This is a genomic window from Candidatus Chryseopegocella kryptomonas, from assembly GCF_001536065.1.
In the GTDB taxonomy this organism is placed as follows: domain Bacteria; phylum Bacteroidota; class Ignavibacteria; order Kryptoniales; family Kryptoniaceae; genus Kryptonium; species Kryptonium kryptomonas.
Genome location: NZ_CZVW01000029.1, coordinates 1 through 15,958 on the forward strand (window position 1 = coordinate 1; position 15,958 = coordinate 15,958).

Here is a 15,958-nt window from a genome sequence, read left to right on the forward strand (position 1 = left end):
GAATTTACACATGTGAGAGTTTTCAGGATATTGTTGAGGCGGTTAACAAATTTTTCTTTGTTGAAAAAAGGTTTCAGAGGAAATTCGGAAAATTATTATGAGCCGGATAATTTGTTTATAAATCGTGTTATTGATAGGCGTTTGGGAATTCCGATAACGCTTTCGTTGGTTTATATACTCGTCGGAAGGAAAGCGAATCTACCAATTTATGGTGTTGGAATTCCTGGGCATTTTGTTGTAAGATATGAGTCAAATGGATATGAAATTTATGTTGATCCTTTTAATGGTGGCAGGTTGATGACGAGATCTGATTGTGAAAAATTAATTTCTCAACTTGGTTATTCTCAAAGTGAAGAATATTTTGCGAGAGCAGAGCCAGAATTTATTGTTAAGAGAATGTTCGGAAATCTTGCTCTTGCTTATAAAAACAGCGGTTATCTTGATAAAGCGAATAAAATAGTTGAAATAATAAAATTGATAGAGGCAACAGATGAAAATTTATACAAGAACTGGTGATGATGGCACAACTTCGCTTTTCGCTGGTGGAAGGGTTAAAAAAGATGACGCAAGAGTTGAAGCATATGGAACAGTTGATGAGCTCAATTCAATTCTTGGCATCGTAAGAGCAATTTCAAAAAATGCTGAGATAAACGAGATAATTCAAGAGATACAAAATTATCTTTTTCATCTTGGAGCTGACCTTGCAACACCGTTTGAGGTGGAGAATTTGAAGATAAAAAGAATTGCAAAGGAGGATGTGGAAAAAATTGAAAGATGGATTGATGAAATTGATTTACGACTTGAACCGCTAAAAAATTTTATTCTTCCGGGTGGGACTTTGCTTGCTTCATTTTTACATCTTGCCCGAACGGTTTGCAGACGTGCGGAAAGAAGGATAGTTTATCTTTCGGAGAGAGAAAAAATTAACACTCAAATAATTCCATTCGTCAATCGCCTTTCTGATCTTTTATTTGTCCTTGCAAGATATGCGAATAAAATAGAAAATGTCCCAGATGTGAAATGGACAGGTTGAAACTTCTTTCGCCAGCAAAAATTAACATTGGTTTGAGAATTTTAAGAAAACGAAGTGATGGTTATCATGATATAGAGACGATTTTTCACGAAGTTAAACTTTTTGATGAAATTGAATTTGAAATTTCTGATTCTGTTGAGTTTGAAACAGATTCTGACGAGATCCCGAAAGATGCTGAAAATCTTTGTTTGAAGGCGTTGAGAATTTTTTATGAAAGTTTTGGCATTCATTCGGGTGTTAAAATTTTTTTGAGAAAAAGAATTCCAATTGGGGCGGGGCTTGGTGGAGGAAGCAGTAATTCGGCTACTGTTTTAAAAGGGTTAAACATCCTATTCAATGTCGGTGCAGACGAAAGTTTGCTTTGCGAGCTTGGGAGTTTAATTGGCTCTGATGTCCCGTTTTTTATAATTGGCGGAACAGCTTACGCAACAGGGCGGGGCGAGGTAATTGAACCGTTCAAAGTTGAATTACCTTTCAAAATTGTGATCGTTTATCCAAATATAAAAATCTCAACCGCATGGGCTTATACTAATGTTAAGTTGAAGAATCACAGGCACAAGCAAAGTTTAAAGGAAGTTTTCCTTGAAAATTTAAATCATCCTGAAAAATTTCGTGAAATGATTGAAAATGATTTTGAAGATGTTGTCTTTGAGCATTATCCAAAGGTTGGGGAAGTGAAAAAGAAATTATATGAACTTGGTTCTGATTTTGCGTTGATGTCTGGGAGTGGCTCGTCGGTTTTTGCTTTTTTCAAGAAGATAGATGATGAAAAAGAACAAGAAATTTATGATGCGTTTCGTGATTGTAAAGTTTTCGTCTTGAGATAGATTTTAATTTTTTTTACTTCTTTACTTGTGTTTTAAAGGTTAACATTTTATCTTTAAGCAGAGAACTTAAAAACAAAAGCAAAACTCCAATGATAAGAAGAGAATTTTTAAAAAGTTCACTCCTTGCTGGATTGGGGGCGATGGTTGCAAGAAAATTTAAACTTTTCCCTTTCACAGATGAATTATTTGCAACCTCAAAAGGGTCGGAAAGATCACAATTCATCCGTTATTTCCCAGAATTTCACCGGCTTCGGAAAAATTGCAGCATTATTCACAAGCACATCTATTTGCCCGAATTTTTCCATCGCTTTCTCAACCATCCTTTTAACTTGAGCGCTTTTCGTTATATCTGCTTTTACAGCAATTGCATCCCTTCCCAACTCTTTTATTCTCTGTAAAGTTTTTATCGCTTCATTTTTTGATTGATTGTAATTCACAACGATGTCAAAGCCAGCTTCAGCAAGGGCAATTGCTATCTGCCTGCCCAATCTTCTGCCCGAACCTGTAACGAGCGCAACTTTTTTATCCATCACTCTTGAATTTTTGTTTAAAATTTTTCAAGGAGTAATTCAACAATTTTCTCAAGATAAAATCTGTCAATCTCATCAAAATTGTTCAACTCATAACTATCAACATCAAGCACACCAAGAACTTCGCCATTTTTAATTATTGGAACAACAATTTCAGATTTTGAATCCGGATCGCAATAGATATGTCCCGGAAATTTCTCAACATCGGGGACAATTATCGTTTCTTTCCTCAAAGCAGAAGTCCCGCACACACCGCTTCCAATCTTTATCCTCGTGCAGGCAAGTTTTCCTTGAAATGGTCCAAGCACAAGCTCACCACTCTTCATAAGATAAAAACCAACCCACGAAAAAGACGGAAATGCTTGTTTTAGAGCAGATGTCACATTTGCAAGATTTGCAATTAGATCTGGCTCATCCTCAATTAGCGACTTTATCTGCGGTAAAAGTTCAGAATATATTTCTTCCTTTGTCTCTCCTTTTATGATTATTTGCTCCATATCAAATTGATTTTTGTTTTAGATTGAAAATGGCGGGATGACGATAATTGCTTGAAATTTATCATCTCCAGAGCAAATTTCAACTCTTTCCCCCTGAATTGCGTATTTTATTTTAACATAGCCAAGAGCTATAACTTTCTGAAAACCATATGAAAAATCAACGCTCGTTAACTTTCCAATCTCCTCATCTCCAGAGCAAACAATTGAACCTTCTTCAACTCTTGATTTAGTTTTTCCCTTTTCAATAACAAAGCCAACAAGTTTTCTCTGCAATTTATTATATGAGTCAATCCTCGCTAAAACCTCTTGACCTATATAACAACCTTTTGAAAAACTCACAAATTTACCAAGATTTGCTTCCAATGGATTATATTCCTGCGTTATCTCCTTGCCATAAGCTGGAAAACCTGATTCAATTCTCAAAACCTCAAAAACATCATTTCCAATCGGCACAAACCCACGATTAAGTAACAACTTCCATATTTCAACGCCAAAATCATTTTTAAATATCAAATTATAACCCGAAATCATAAATTCATTTGCTCTTGCAAGAATAACTTCAGCATCACCAATAAAACCACGAATGAAATTATAAGCAGGCATTTTTGAAATGTCAAGAAAATGCTTGTGATCAACTTTAAAATCTTGTTTAATCAAATCACTTGCCCCAGCCCCATAGATAGAAAGGACAACAAATTCATCGCTTACATCTTCAAACTTAACATCATCCATAATTATCAACTTATTGAGCCAACCTTTAACTTTATCCATTGCTTCATAACTTAACAAAGCAAGAATCTCTTGATAATTTTCCTCCGCTTTTAAAACATAAATTGTCAAAAAATCAATCATCTTCCCTTTTTCATCTGTAAGCACAGTCCCTGCACCCATGCCAGGAGAAAGTCCCCGCAGGTCGTTAGTTGAAATTCTGTTAAGAAAATCCAAAGCATCACTACCCCATAACCTTAACTTCCCAAAATATGTCCTATCAATTATCACATTTGATTTTTTTGCAGAAACATACTCTTCCACTGCACTCACATAATATCTTGGGAGTTCCCATCCGTGAACATTTCCAAATTCCGCTCCAAGATCAAGATGTATTTCATATAGCGGAGTTCGTTTCACAAGCCATTTTGTTTGTTTTTCTTGTTTGAAAAATAATAATTTTTCGGGTTCCAATCAAGTCCCTGCCATTACTTACTTTTGAAGATAAGTGAAACGCAGGAATGAAGTGAATTTTCTTCATTTTATTAGAACCATTTTTCCAGTGCCAGAAAATTTTCCTGCTTTTACTCTATAGATATAAACTCCACTTGGCAAATTGTCTGCTTTAAACTTAACACTTCTTGTCCCTGCCTCAAACCGTTGTTCCTTTATTACATCTTTTATCTTTCTCCCCGAAAGATCAAAAATTTCAATGCTTACATTGGCTGGTTCAGGCAGATCAAATTTTATCGTTGTTTCTGAATTGAATGGATTGGGATAATTTTGATAAAGTACAAATTTTTCGGGTATAACTCCCTGCGAACCTGTATCGGTTATGATTAAATTCCATCTTTCCTTCGCTTTTGCAACTGCATTTCTCAAAATCTTTAAACTATCTCCGCAAACAATTGCAAATCCAATTTTCAAAGTATCACCATTTCTCAATATAGGTGTCCCACCAGAAATTACAACTGAAATATCGCCAGCCCCTGCACTTGTTCTTTTAACTCCTTTATAACTTAACGCTTCCCATTTTTCTGACTTTGTAAAGCCATCATAAATCCCCCAGAGTTCATCGCCAGCATTGTTTATAAACCAAACGCCAAGGTCATTATCACTTACAAGGGAAATTCCTGTTAATGTTTTTTCACCATTTGGGTCTGTGTCATAAACATAAACCAATTTTCCCGCAGGGTCATATACTATGACATTCTCATAAGCAGAACCGAGATCAAAATCAAGAAAAAGTCCAGCCCTGAAATTATTATAATCAACACCAGATCTGTTGATAACCAAGTATTTCAACAAAACAAAATTCATATCATCAAAAGTTTGATCAAACGAGAAACTATTTAAGATGACATCAATTCCAACTTTATTTTGAGTTGGGGCAAGTGAATCAGTAAAGATGGAGAAACCATCCTGCGCAGATATATTTCCAGGTGTTATAAGGTAAAAAGATGTTTTTGATGAGAAATCACTTTTTTGTTCTTGACCTGTTTCATCTCTTGCAACATCAACGATTAGAGATGAGCTTGTGCCAGCCATAAAAGCACCTTCAAAAAGCAAATTTTCACCACCACGGTATCTTAACCCTTTCCCTTGTGTATTTGCAGGATAATCGTTAAAAGCAAGATTACCTTTACTTGTAATTGTCAAAGTTATAAAGTTTGCATTATGTTCTCTGTAAGTTGGTCTGACAAAAACTTTGAAATAAACGAAATCATTATAAGATCCGGACGAAATTTTCAGGACAAACTTAACAGTGTAATTCTCTGGTGTATTTGGAAGAATTTTAAATTTAAAGGGTTCATCAAAATTGTTCGTGGATCGCAAGGTGCCAAGCGAGCCAATTGTAAAGTTTGCATTTAAAATTTGAACATATGGATCGTTTGTTTCAAGCGTCGCAATTAAATTTTGAGCTGGGGCAAGATAGTTTTTAAAAATACCTTTAACTTGAATAACTTCGCCCGGGTCAATTGCGCCATCTCTATTTCCGAGCGAATCATCAATCACAAAATCAATAAAACGAACTGCGGGAGAATTAACAGTCAAAGCACGATAAGCATTTACACGACCGTAACCAAGTTGGTATCTATAACTTGGGTTTTTATCATCTATCGGTTCAGATGTGACTCTTATTTTTTCAGCAACTTGTTCAGGCGTTAACTCTGGAAATTTTGCTCTCACCAAAGCAGCTATTCCCGCAACAAGAGGGCTTGCCATTGATGTCCCGGTCAAAGTTTCGAAAGTATCGTTATACCAAGTATTAAATATCCCACCATCAACTAAAAAAACGCCACCAGGGGCAGTGACATCAACCGTTTCCCCATAATTTGAATATCCTGCCTTTACATCATTTGAATCAACCGAGGCAACGCTTAAAACATATCTATAACCCGAGGGCGAGTGAAATTCATCGCTACGGTCATTTCCAGCTGCAGCAACAACAAGAGCACCCTTTGAATTAGCATAGTTTATAATCTCCTGCTCAAATCTTGACCCTCCACCACTTCCCCAACTGCAATTTATCACCTTCGCTCCATTATCAACAGCATAAACAATTCCTTCATAACCGTAATAAATCAAATCATTTGGATCATCATCAATTGAAACTTTAACTGCCATAATTTTGCACTTAAAACCAGCTCCAGCAACGCCAATTCCATTATTTGTCACAGCTGAAGCAATGCCCGCAACATGAGTTCCGTGAACTGGTTTCTTTTCACTCGGATCATTATCCTGCTTTGATCTGTCGTTATTGAAATTGTTTTTACCTCCAAAATCCCAACCAACAAAATCATCAACATATCCATTTCCATCATCGTCAATTCCATTGTTTGGAATCTCTCTCCAGTTGCGCCAGATATTTCCAGCAAGGTCTGGATGATCAAGGTCAACCCCTGTATCAACTATTCCAATGACGATATTTGTGTCGCCTTGAGTTACATCCCAAGCAAGCGGTAATTCAACCTTTCTCAAATACCACTGCCTTGTCGGAAAATATGGATCATTTGGGATAAACTGTGGTTTATGTATGTAATGCGGTTCTGCATATTCAACACTGCTAAGTCGTGAAAGTTTTGAAACAACATAATTAACATCCATCATCTCAGAAAATCTTACAATATAAAACAACGACAAATCTGGCTCACCTTTCTGCAAATTATTCCCCCTATGGTTTGGAAACATTTTCTCCACAGATTTTATCCCAAGCGATGCACTTGCCTTGTTAAATTCATCTATCTCAACACGATTAAGAGATAGCAAATTTTTATAAACTGGTTTAAATTTAACAATCGCAATTCCAGGTATAAACATCCTTTCGCCTTCACCAGGTCTTGAAAATCTGCTATTTATCGTTAGTCCCGAAAGTTCAAAACTTTTATCTTCAGAATTGAAAACTGGCGAAATCAAAATCGTGAGCAAAAACGAAAACAGGAAGATCAAAAATCTCATCGTTAAATTGATTTATTTTTAAAACGAAAAACCAAAACCAGCGGATAAAACATTGACATTTCCAACTGAATAATCAACATTCAAATCAAAAATTGCCAAACCAAGTTTAAATCCAGCGGTCGCCCTGAAATTATTCTTACCTTTCAAACTCAAACTTATATCCTGTTGAGCTCCGACAGGTGGTTTATATGTGTAATTTATGTCTGCCGAGAAACTTTCATATCCAACACCACCATAGATTGTAAAGAAGATAAAACTCTTGCTTGCGTGAACATTTACATTCAAAGCGGTTGCTTTAAGATAAGAGCCAACCTTAAGCTGTTGATACACACCTTGAACTGCAACATTTATTGGAAACATTGGGATATATTGGCTTATGCTATGCCCCAAACCAACGCCGAAAAGATTAACACTTCCAACATCATCGTTTATTTTTATTGATGGGACAAATCTAACAAGAAGTTCCGAATTCATCGTTGAAAAGCTCACCTGCGGAACAGCAAGCGGGACAATTTTCAAACCCGTTCCACCAGGCAAGTTGACATCTACAACATTTTGGTATCTGGTTTTTGCTCCGCCATCTTTATCGCCAAATACAGTTGCTGTGTTGACAGACGACGGATTATAATCTGAACCAAGTTCAGCGGTGAAATTTTTCATAGACGATGGGACAAAAACAGCCATACCTTTTACCCCGATGTAAAATCCAAACAATTTACTCATTGATGCAGTGTGATATAATCCAGAATTTAGATTCGCTCCCATAACATCAACAAGTGGTTTAATGTAACCTTCAACAGCTGATTTGGGAAAACTTCCGAGATTCTTATCAACCTGTGAAAATGCAATGCTTGAAAAAATTAAAAATATGCCCAGAAACGAAAATAACTTCTTCATTTTTTCCTCCTTGTTTTAGTTTTTTGAAATTTAACTTACTCTTTCAAGAACGAAATCTGTTAACTTCAAAAGAGATTCCTTAGCTGGCGATTCCGCAAAGTCAATTATAAATTGTTTCGCTTTATCAAGATACTCCTCAGCAATTTTCAAAGTGTAATCAATTCCACCATAATTTTTCACAAAGTCAATCACATAGTAAATATCTTTATTTGTCGGGTTATTTTTTATGATTTTCATCACATGTCTTGATTCCTTTCGCGGTGAATTTTTAAGCGCATAAATTAATGGCAATGTTATTTTTCCCTCTTTTATATCCGCTCCCGTTGGCTTCCCTGTTATAGCGCTATCACCAAGATAATCAAGCAAATCATCACGCAATTGAAAAGCAATACCGAGATTTTCTCCAAAAAACTTTAACTTTTCAATGATAAAGTCATCCTCACTTGCGCTTGCTGCTCCAAGCTCGCAACACGCAGAAATTAAAGAAGCGGTCTTATCAGAAATGATTCTAAAATATGTTTCTTCATCAAAATCATTTCCCCTTGAACTTTGAATCTCAAGCAATTCGCCCTCGCTCATTCTTTTAACAGCTTCGCTTGTTATATGCAAAAATTTATATTCTTTATGTTTCAAAGAAAGAAGAAGACCCTGCGCAAGAAAGAAATCCCCAATCAAAACAGCAACTTTATTTCCCCATATCGCATTTATTGACGGAAAACCGCGTCTCATATTTGATTCATCAACAACATCATCGTGAATAAGTGTCGCAGTGTGAAGAAGTTCAACAAGAGCAGCTGCGTGATAAGTTGTCTCGTTTATATCTCCAACAAGTTTAGCGGAGAGAAGAACAAGCGTGGGTCTTATTCGCTTTCCCTTTTGCTTTAAAATATAGTGTGCAATAATGTTAAGAAGTTTAACTTTTGAAAGCATTTCCTTTTTAAAGGTTTTCTCAAATTCAAGAAGTTCTTTTTTTATCGGCTGTATAATTTCACTTAAGTTCACAATTCAACCATTTTTGTTTTAAATTTTCGGTTTCTTTCCTGTCAATTGCACAACAAATATACTCAACTCGTAAAGAAGATATAATGGTATTGCAAGCGTTGCTTGGCTTGCTATGTCTGGTCCAGGTGTTAAAACAGCTGCTATTATCAAAATAACAACAACTGCATGCTTTCTATAGTGCCTCATAAAAGCAGGTGTCAAGATCCCTATCCTTCCGAGAAAGAATGAAAGCATCGGAAGTTCAAATACAATCCCAGAGGCAAGTATAAGCCCAATGACAAAGCTCATGTATTCATTTATTGCGATGTTGTTTTGAATTTCATTGCTTCCAAATCCAGCAAAAAATTTAAGAGACACAGGAAGAAGGACAAAATATGCAAAAATAATTCCCGCAAAAAAACAAAGCGATGAAAAAGCAACAATCCATAAAACATACTTTTTCTCGCGAGGGAGAAGCCCTGGTTCAACAAACTTCCAGAATTGATAAAGTGTGAACGGCAAGCTTAAAACAAATCCAGAAATGACAACAACTTGCATATAAAGCATAAACTGTCCATAGGGTTTGAGGTTTTGAAGTGTAAACCCCGCTTTCTTTGCAGGGACAACAAGAATTCCATTTACAATCACATCACTAAAAAAAGCGCAAACGATAATTCCAACCAAAATCCCAAGCAAAGACCTTATAATTCTAGCTCTCAACTCTTCAAGATGTTCCCAAAAGGTCATCTCCTTTTCATAAACTTCGTCGCTGTTATTAACCTGCGTATTTTCAACTCTTGTTTCAGGCATTATCAGATTTTTTATAGCTGTGCAAAGTTTTTTGATAAGTTAAATAATCAAAATTTCAAAATCAATTTTAAGATAAGCAAGGTAAAAAATCCGGGATGTGTTAATTCATAATCAGGAACAAACAAATTCAGAAATTTACAAAACTCCGACGAATTGAAAATTTGAAAATAAAAATGCTTTTGCTTATATTTATAGTTGAAAAAACTGCCCCGTGGTGTAACTGGCAACACGCCTGACTCTGGATCAGGTAATCGAGGTTCGAATCCTCGCGGGGCAGCTTTCTTCATTTAACCCAAGTCAACCATCCATACGGGTCATTACCATTCTCAACTATGTCAAAGAAAACATTTTGAATTGCTCTTGTTATTTCTCCCGGGACACCACATCCAACTTTAATTTTATCAACACTTCGCACAGGGGTTATTTCCGTCGCAGTTCCTGTGAGAAAAATTTCATCCGCAATGTAAAGCATTTCACGCGGTATAAGAGTTTCAACAACTTCATATCCGAGATCCTTTGCAATTTTGATAACCGACATTCGCGTTATCCCAGGTAGGATACCTGTTGAAATAAGAGGAGTGTAAATTACACCATCTTTAACAACGAAAACATTTTCACCACTTCCCTCGCTTATAAAACCATTATAATCAAGGGCAATTCCCTCTGCATAACCATCAACAATTGCTTCCATTTTAATAAGTTGTGAATTCATATAATTTGCTCCGACTTTTGCCATCATTGGCAATGTATCAGGAGCAGGTCTTCTCCAACTTGAAACTTTTACATCAACACCATTTTTAATCGCGTCTTCCCCAAGATATTTTCCCCATTCCCACACCGCTATCACAACATCAATGGGGCAATTCATCGGGTTAACACCAAGTTCATAATATCCGCGGAAGACAATCGGTCTAATATAACACGCTTTCAAACCATTTGATTTGATGGTTTCAATGATTGCTTCTTTAAGTTCATCCATTGAATAAGGAATCTCAGCTCTGTAAATTTTAACTGAATCATAAAGTCGTTTTATATGCTCATTTAAACGAAAAATAGCGGAACCTTTTTTCGTATCATAACATCTTATCCCTTCAAACCAGCTTGTTCCATAGTGGATAACATGGGAGAGGACATGAATTTTTGCGTCGTCCCAATTGATGAATTGACCGTTCATCCAGATTTTTTGGACCTTTTGTAAAGGCATGGCGTAATTTTATTTAAGTTTTTTTGAATATATGCGATATTTTTTGTAAGGAACGGAGCCGATGTTTTCGGCTACCCTTTTCATTGGCTCGTTATCCTCAAGAACCCAGCCAAGTTCAGCTGCTGAATAACCCTTTGCAATTCCATTTTTTATCGTGTAATAATAAAACGCAGCGTCAATCCCGGATAAGCGATACTCGTGAATTAAACCCATTATCAAAACACGAATCATCGTTATTCTCTTCATTTCTCGCATCAATTTGAAAATTCCAAATGGGAGCAGTCTCCCGTTCAAATGTTTTAATGCCTGATTTATATCAGGAATTGAAAGAGAAAATCCAATTGGCTTTCCATCAACTTCTGCGAAAAGTGTAATTTCTGGGACAACTATTTGCTTCAATGACTTTGCGATGTGATTTATCTCGTCATCCGTTAAGGGCACAAAGCCCCAATTTTTGCTCAACGCGTTGTTGTAAATTTCTTTAACTTTTTTGACCTCTTCATCAAACTTTTTCAAATCAACCTGTCTTATAGTTGCGTTTCGCCTTTTTAAGACAAGTTCAACCCCACGCTCAAGTTTTTTCCATAACTTTCGGAGTCAGCATTTCCTGCGAAATATAATACGAAAACAAATCTTTCGCCTTTTCAAAGCCATAACTTTCGCACAACTCTGGATAATACTCGTAATTATAAGGCATCATAACGCACGGCGGTTTATCAAATCCTTCAATCAAAATTCCACAAGAATCATTCGTTGACGGATTAACTGGACCTCTAATTTCATCAAGTCCCTTTTCTTTCGCCCATTTCTCAACGGTTTCAAAAAGTTTAAAGGCAACATCTTTATCATTTACAGATTCAAAAAAACCAAAAAATCCGATATTCTCGTTATGAAATTGATTGTGATTGTGGTTCAAAATTGCAGAAATTCTTCCGACGACTTCTCCATTCTTATACGCAAGATAAAATTCCGCTTCACTATGCTTGTAGAATGGATTTCTTTTTACATCAACAAGATCTTTCTGCTCAATTAAAAGAGGCGGGACCCAGTAGGGATGATTTTTGTAAAGTTGATATGGGAATTTGATAAAAATGGACATATCCTTCCGGGACAAAGCCCGGCGAATTTCAATTGACATTTTCTCACCTTTTATTTTTTAATCAATCAAAGCAAGCTCCTTACCGACCTTTTCAAATGTTTCAATTACAAAATCAAGGTGCTTATCCTCGTGCGTTGCCATAAAACTTAATCTCAAAAGCTGCATCCCTTGTGGAACTGCCGGGCTTATCACCGCATTTACAAAGACGCCATTGTCAAACAACATCCGCCAGAATTTAAATGTTAACAAATCATCACCGATTACAACAGGGACAATTGGCGTTTGTCCGTCAAGGACATTGAAACCAAGGTTCTTTAATCCCTGCCTTACTTTATTTGCGTTGTAATGAAGTCGTTCTATTCTCTCAGGTTCTGCTTTAATTATCTCAAGCGCTTTCAAAACCGCAGCAACCTGCGGTGGCGTCATACTTGCGCTGAAAATCAAAGCTGGCGAGTGATGTTTAATGTAATCAATCACAGGTTTTTCACCAGCAATGAATCCCCCTAAAGATGCAAAACTTTTGCTAAATGTTCCCATAATTATATCAACTTGATCATCAAGTCCAAAGTGATTTGCTGTCCCTCTTCCACCTTTGCCAAGGACACCAAGACCATGCGCATCGTCAAGCATTATCCTTGCATTATATTTTCTGGCAATTCTCACAAGTTCTGGCAAATTAACAATGTTTCCGCTCATACTGAAAACCCCATCTGTAACGATCAATTTTCCTGCATCAAGCGGAAGTTTTGAAATGACTTCTTCAAGATGTTGCATATCATTATGCCTATATCTTACAAGTACATCGCTCCCCCACAAACCTTTTGAAATAAGCGTTCCTTGAACTATGCTTGCGTGATTATCTTTGTCTGAAATTACATAATCATCTTTTCCAATTAACGGAACTATTGCACCTTGATTCGTCTGGAAACCTGTGCTGAAAAGAAGCGCGGACTCTTTCCCCACAAATTCCGCAAGCTGTTCTTCTAACTTAATGTGAATATCAAGCGTCCCATTTAAATATCTTGAACCCGAACATCCTGTGCCATATTTTTTGATAGCTTCAATCGCTGCTTCCTTAACACGTGGATCAGTCGTTAAGCCAAGATAATTGTTTGAACCAGCCATAACAATTTCTCGTCCATCCATCTTAACAATCGGACCGTAATTCTCATAAATTGGTTGAAAATACGGATAAAGTCCCATCGCTTTTACTTCTTCGTGCCTTTTGAAAGCGTAGCATTTGTCAAACAGATCCAATTTTTCCTCCTTATTTAAATTTTTACCTGACTAAAACTTCTTTCTTAATTTAAATCAATTAACCCAAAAAGTCAATCAAAAATCAAGCCATCTAAAAAATTCTTTAAACTCATTCCCTGCCCCCAGCTCAGCGACCCGAACCTAAATTTCTTGACATTTGCGAAATAATTTATTATAATTAAATCAGAAGCAAAACATAACAGTGGAGGTTAAAATGCCATTAGAAGAATTACGCCCAACCAACAACTATGTAACTTATGAGCAGCTTCAAAGATTTCTTGCCGAACGACTTGAATCGCTTGAGCGTGAAATTGAAGCCAAACTTCTACAACTAAAAGAATCACGATTTAACTTCCTTGAAGAAAAACTCAATCTTAAAACCGAACTTGAAGCCTTAAAAGAACAGTTTAAACTGCTAAATTCAGAATTTATAACACGCATCACGAACCTAAGTTATAAAGTCCTTGAAATAAACAATTTCTTCACTCAAAAGCTTGCGGAATTAAATCAGCAATTTACAGAACTTAACACTTCACTTGCATCAGAGTTTGAAAGATATAGAAAAGATTTTTATGAGTTTTTGACAAAAAACGACCTTCGCACATTCTTTGAAAACAACGCAGACCTCATCCCTTATTTGCTTTCTCCGATGGTAAATGAACTCAATGAGTTTAAAAACAAATTATCTGCCATTGAGACAAATCTGCTCCTGATTCAAAACTTTTACACCAACATAAGCGGTGAAATAAACAAGCAAATTGACGAAATCATAAAAACGACGATAAATAATGTTGATACAAAAATTTCTTCCATAACCGAAAATTTAAAGGAAGCACTTCAAAATAAGTTGAATTCTTTTGAAGTCAGCGAAAACATTGATCTTACTGGACTTAACGAATTCAAAAACGAAATAGCCCAACTTTTAAACAGTATAAATCAAGACATAGCAGACCTGAAAAACCTTTATCAGAATTTACCTCAAAGAGATTACAGCCAACAACAAACTGACTTCTCTCAAATTTTAAACGACATAAACACAAAACTTGACGAAATCAAAACGTCACAGCAAATTGGCAGAGAATTTACTGTAAGCGATTTGCCTGATGCGGAATTTCTAAAAACATTTTCAGAGGAAATCCAGAACAATCTCACACTTTTGAGAAAAATCTCCGAAGAAATCGCTTCAAACACCAGTGCCCTTACATTTACTCCATCCGTCAATTTTGATGAAAGTTTAAAATCAATAGACGAGCAAATAAGAGAAATTAAAAATGTCTTTGACGAGGTTGCAACATCGCAATACGAAGTCCAAAATAATATGGGAAATCTGCTTGAAAAAGTAACAGTTCTCACGGCGGAACTTCCAAACGCAACGAATATAATTAAACGAGATGTGTATCAAAACATACAGGTTTTAAAATCCGAAATCGCCAAAGAGATAAAGAACAACGCAACTCAAATAACGACCGCAATCAACGAAACCAAAGAATTGATTCAATCATTTAAAGGCATACCAGCGATAATAATTTTCTGCACCGTGCTTATAATTGGGACGATTATTTTGATGAAATTTGTCTTTTAAATTTTTGCAAGATTTCACCTACGCAATTGGGATAACAATTCTTGCACTCTGCATTGATTTGCAAGAGTCCTTCCCTTTTATTACATTTTAGAAAACGGAAAACAAAATTTTTATATAGAGATGAAAGCGAAAGATGTAAGAAAATCATTTGTCAAATTTTTTGAAGAAAGAGGACACACATTTGTCCCGAGTTCTCCAGTTATACCTTTTGATGACCCAACACTTCTTTTTACAAATGCAGGGATGAACCAATTTAAAGATGTATTTCTCGGCACGGGAACAAGACCTTATAAAAGAGCGGTAAATTACCAAAAATGTATCAGAGTGAGTGGAAAACATAATGACCTTGAAGAAGTTGGGAAAGACACATATCATCACACTTTCTTTGAGATGCTCGGAAATTGGTCATTCGAAGATTATTACAAAAAAGAAGCGATAGAATGGGCTTGGGAACTTTTGACAAAAGAATGGGGATTGCCGAAAGATAGATTGTATGCAACTGTTTTTAAAGACGATGATGAAGCAGAAGAACTCTGGAAGAAAGTAACCGACATTTCTCACGATAGAATTTTAAGATTTGATGAAAAGACAAATTTCTGGGAAATGGGAGATACTGGTCCATGTGGTCCATGCTCTGAAATTCACATTGACCTTGGCGAAGGAACTTGCACCAAAAATCATAAATGTGGTGTGAATGTTGATGGTTGTTCAAGATTTATTGAATTGTGGAATCTCGTTTTTATACAGTTCAACCGAAATGAGAAAGGAGAACTTGAACCTTTACCTGCAAAGCATGTTGATACAGGAATGGGGCTTGAAAGAATTGTCGCTGTATTGCAAGGGAAATTATCAAATTATGATACTGATTTGTTCAAGCCATTTATTGAAGAAATTGAAAAATTGACGGGCAAAGAATATACCTGCAATAAAATTCAAGTTGCTATGCGTGTCATAGCTAACCATATAAGAATGCTTACATTTGCGATAGCCGACGGGGCAATTCCATCAAATGATGGCAGAGGTTATGTGTTAAGAAGAATGTTAAGAAGAGCGTCAAGATATGCAAGAAATCTG

General features: G+C 36.1%; 16 protein-coding genes and 1 tRNA gene. 6 read left to right on the forward strand and 11 right to left on the reverse strand.

Annotation, left to right across the window (positions count from 1 at the left end):
• From AWW83_RS08990 to ispE, 3 genes are all read left to right on the forward strand, one after another.
• The coding region (locus AWW83_RS08990) for a transglutaminase family protein (protein ID WP_234697290.1) at nucleotides 1-516 on the forward strand (516 nt) is incomplete at its 5' end.
• Entirely contained in the window at nucleotides 491-1,033 is a 543-nt protein-coding gene (locus tag AWW83_RS08995) for a cob(I)yrinic acid a,c-diamide adenosyltransferase (RefSeq protein ID WP_092351037.1), read from the forward strand. The genes AWW83_RS08990 and AWW83_RS08995, both read left to right, overlap by 26 nt.
• A complete protein-coding gene (gene ispE / locus AWW83_RS09000; protein ID WP_092351039.1) occupies nucleotides 1,021-1,860 on the forward strand; it encodes a 4-(cytidine 5'-diphospho)-2-C-methyl-D-erythritol kinase in 840 nt (279 codons plus the stop codon). The genes AWW83_RS08995 and ispE overlap by 13 nt, the downstream gene beginning before the upstream one ends.
• A gap of 212 nt (nucleotides 1,861-2,072) precedes the next feature.
• Here ispE and AWW83_RS09010 read toward each other — a convergent pair whose 3' ends face one another.
• The 7 genes from AWW83_RS09010 to tatC all read right to left on the reverse strand — a co-directional run bounded on the left by AWW83_RS09010 (nucleotide 2,073) and on the right by tatC (nucleotide 9,742).
• A complete protein-coding gene (locus AWW83_RS09010) occupies nucleotides 2,073-2,390 on the reverse strand; it encodes an SDR family NAD(P)-dependent oxidoreductase (protein ID WP_092351043.1) in 318 nt (105 codons plus the stop codon).
• 17 nt (nucleotides 2,391-2,407) lie between these two features.
• Complete coding sequence (locus AWW83_RS09015) at nucleotides 2,408-2,887, reverse strand: GAF domain-containing protein (RefSeq protein WP_092351045.1); 480 nt, start codon at nucleotides 2,885-2,887, stop codon at nucleotides 2,408-2,410.
• 18 nt (nucleotides 2,888-2,905) lie between these two features.
• Nucleotides 2,906-4,015 (reverse strand): CAF17-like 4Fe-4S cluster assembly/insertion protein YgfZ, encoded by a 1,110-nt coding sequence (gene ygfZ, locus AWW83_RS09020; RefSeq protein ID WP_159421166.1) that lies wholly within the window; start codon nucleotides 4,013-4,015, stop codon nucleotides 2,906-2,908.
• Between the two features lie 117 nt (nucleotides 4,016-4,132).
• Complete coding sequence (locus AWW83_RS09025) at nucleotides 4,133-7,054, reverse strand: S8 family serine peptidase (RefSeq protein WP_092351049.1); 2,922 nt, start codon at nucleotides 7,052-7,054, stop codon at nucleotides 4,133-4,135.
• Between the two features lie 18 nt (nucleotides 7,055-7,072).
• The gene (locus AWW83_RS09030; protein ID WP_092351050.1) at nucleotides 7,073-7,951 is read right to left on the reverse strand and encodes a DUF6588 family protein; all 879 of its coding nucleotides are present in this window, start codon (nucleotides 7,949-7,951) and stop codon (nucleotides 7,073-7,075) included.
• Nucleotides 7,952-7,981: 30 nt separating this feature from the next.
• Nucleotides 7,982-8,953, reverse strand: a complete 972-nt coding sequence (locus tag AWW83_RS09035; protein WP_234697291.1) for a polyprenyl synthetase family protein — start codon at nucleotides 8,951-8,953, stop codon at nucleotides 7,982-7,984.
• Nucleotides 8,954-8,971: 18 nt separating this feature from the next.
• Complete coding sequence (gene tatC, locus AWW83_RS09040; protein WP_234697292.1) at nucleotides 8,972-9,742, reverse strand: twin-arginine translocase subunit TatC; 771 nt, start codon at nucleotides 9,740-9,742, stop codon at nucleotides 8,972-8,974.
• Between the two features lie 205 nt (nucleotides 9,743-9,947).
• On the opposite strand from tatC, the gene AWW83_RS09045 reads away from it, so the two are divergent.
• A tRNA-Gln gene (locus AWW83_RS09045) sits at nucleotides 9,948-10,019 on the forward strand.
• 6 nt (nucleotides 10,020-10,025) lie between these two features.
• Here AWW83_RS09045 and AWW83_RS09050 read toward each other — a convergent pair.
• Genes AWW83_RS09050 through AWW83_RS09065 form a run of 4 tightly spaced genes read right to left on the reverse strand, consistent with a single transcriptional unit; the run spans nucleotide 10,026 to nucleotide 13,302 of the window.
• A complete protein-coding gene (locus AWW83_RS09050; protein ID WP_092351051.1) occupies nucleotides 10,026-10,946 on the reverse strand; it encodes a branched-chain amino acid transaminase in 921 nt (306 codons plus the stop codon).
• Between the two features lie 9 nt (nucleotides 10,947-10,955).
• Nucleotides 10,956-11,462, reverse strand: coding sequence for a hypothetical protein (locus AWW83_RS09055; RefSeq protein ID WP_092351052.1), 507 nt, complete (start codon nucleotides 11,460-11,462; stop codon nucleotides 10,956-10,958).
• 55 nt (nucleotides 11,463-11,517) lie between these two features.
• Nucleotides 11,518-12,045 (reverse strand): GNAT family N-acetyltransferase, encoded by a 528-nt coding sequence (locus tag AWW83_RS09060; RefSeq protein WP_092351053.1) that lies wholly within the window; start codon nucleotides 12,043-12,045, stop codon nucleotides 11,518-11,520.
• A 57-nt stretch (nucleotides 12,046-12,102) separates the two neighbouring features.
• On the reverse strand, nucleotides 12,103-13,302 hold the full coding sequence (locus AWW83_RS09065; protein ID WP_234697293.1) for an aminotransferase class I/II-fold pyridoxal phosphate-dependent enzyme: 1,200 nt from the start codon (nucleotides 13,300-13,302) through the stop codon (nucleotides 12,103-12,105).
• Nucleotides 13,303-13,516: 214 nt separating this feature from the next.
• Between AWW83_RS09065 and AWW83_RS09070 the strand changes: the two genes are divergently transcribed.
• Together AWW83_RS09070 and alaS are read left to right on the forward strand one after the other, a co-directional pair.
• Nucleotides 13,517-14,884 (forward strand): GumC domain-containing protein, encoded by a 1,368-nt coding sequence (locus AWW83_RS09070; protein ID WP_092351055.1) that lies wholly within the window; start codon nucleotides 13,517-13,519, stop codon nucleotides 14,882-14,884.
• Nucleotides 14,885-15,004: 120 nt separating this feature from the next.
• The coding region (gene alaS, locus AWW83_RS09075) for an alanine--tRNA ligase (protein ID WP_092351056.1) at nucleotides 15,005-15,958 on the forward strand (954 nt) is incomplete at its 3' end.

Coding starts and splice junctions, on each gene's coding strand:
- AWW83_RS09030 (WP_092351050.1), bottom strand. CDS start 7,951: ATGAAGAAGTTATTTTCGTTTCTGGGCATATTTTTAATTTTTTCAAGC.
- tatC (WP_234697292.1), bottom strand. CDS start 9,742: ATGCCTGAAACAAGAGTTGAAAATACGCAGGTTAATAACAGCGACGAA.
- AWW83_RS09025 (WP_092351049.1), bottom strand. CDS start 7,054: ATGAGATTTTTGATCTTCCTGTTTTCGTTTTTGCTCACGATTTTGATT.
- ispE (WP_092351039.1), top strand. CDS start 1,021: ATGGACAGGTTGAAACTTCTTTCGCCAGCAAAAATTAACATTGGTTTG.
- AWW83_RS09070 (WP_092351055.1), top strand. CDS start 13,517: ATGCCATTAGAAGAATTACGCCCAACCAACAACTATGTAACTTATGAG.
- AWW83_RS09060 (WP_092351053.1), bottom strand. CDS start 12,045: ATGTCCATTTTTATCAAATTCCCATATCAACTTTACAAAAATCATCCC.
- AWW83_RS09010 (WP_092351043.1), bottom strand. CDS start 2,390: ATGGATAAAAAAGTTGCGCTCGTTACAGGTTCGGGCAGAAGATTGGGC.
- AWW83_RS09015 (WP_092351045.1), bottom strand. CDS start 2,887: ATGGAGCAAATAATCATAAAAGGAGAGACAAAGGAAGAAATATATTCT.
- AWW83_RS08995 (WP_092351037.1), top strand. CDS start 491: ATGAAAATTTATACAAGAACTGGTGATGATGGCACAACTTCGCTTTTC.
- AWW83_RS09050 (WP_092351051.1), bottom strand. CDS start 10,946: ATGCCTTTACAAAAGGTCCAAAAAATCTGGATGAACGGTCAATTCATC.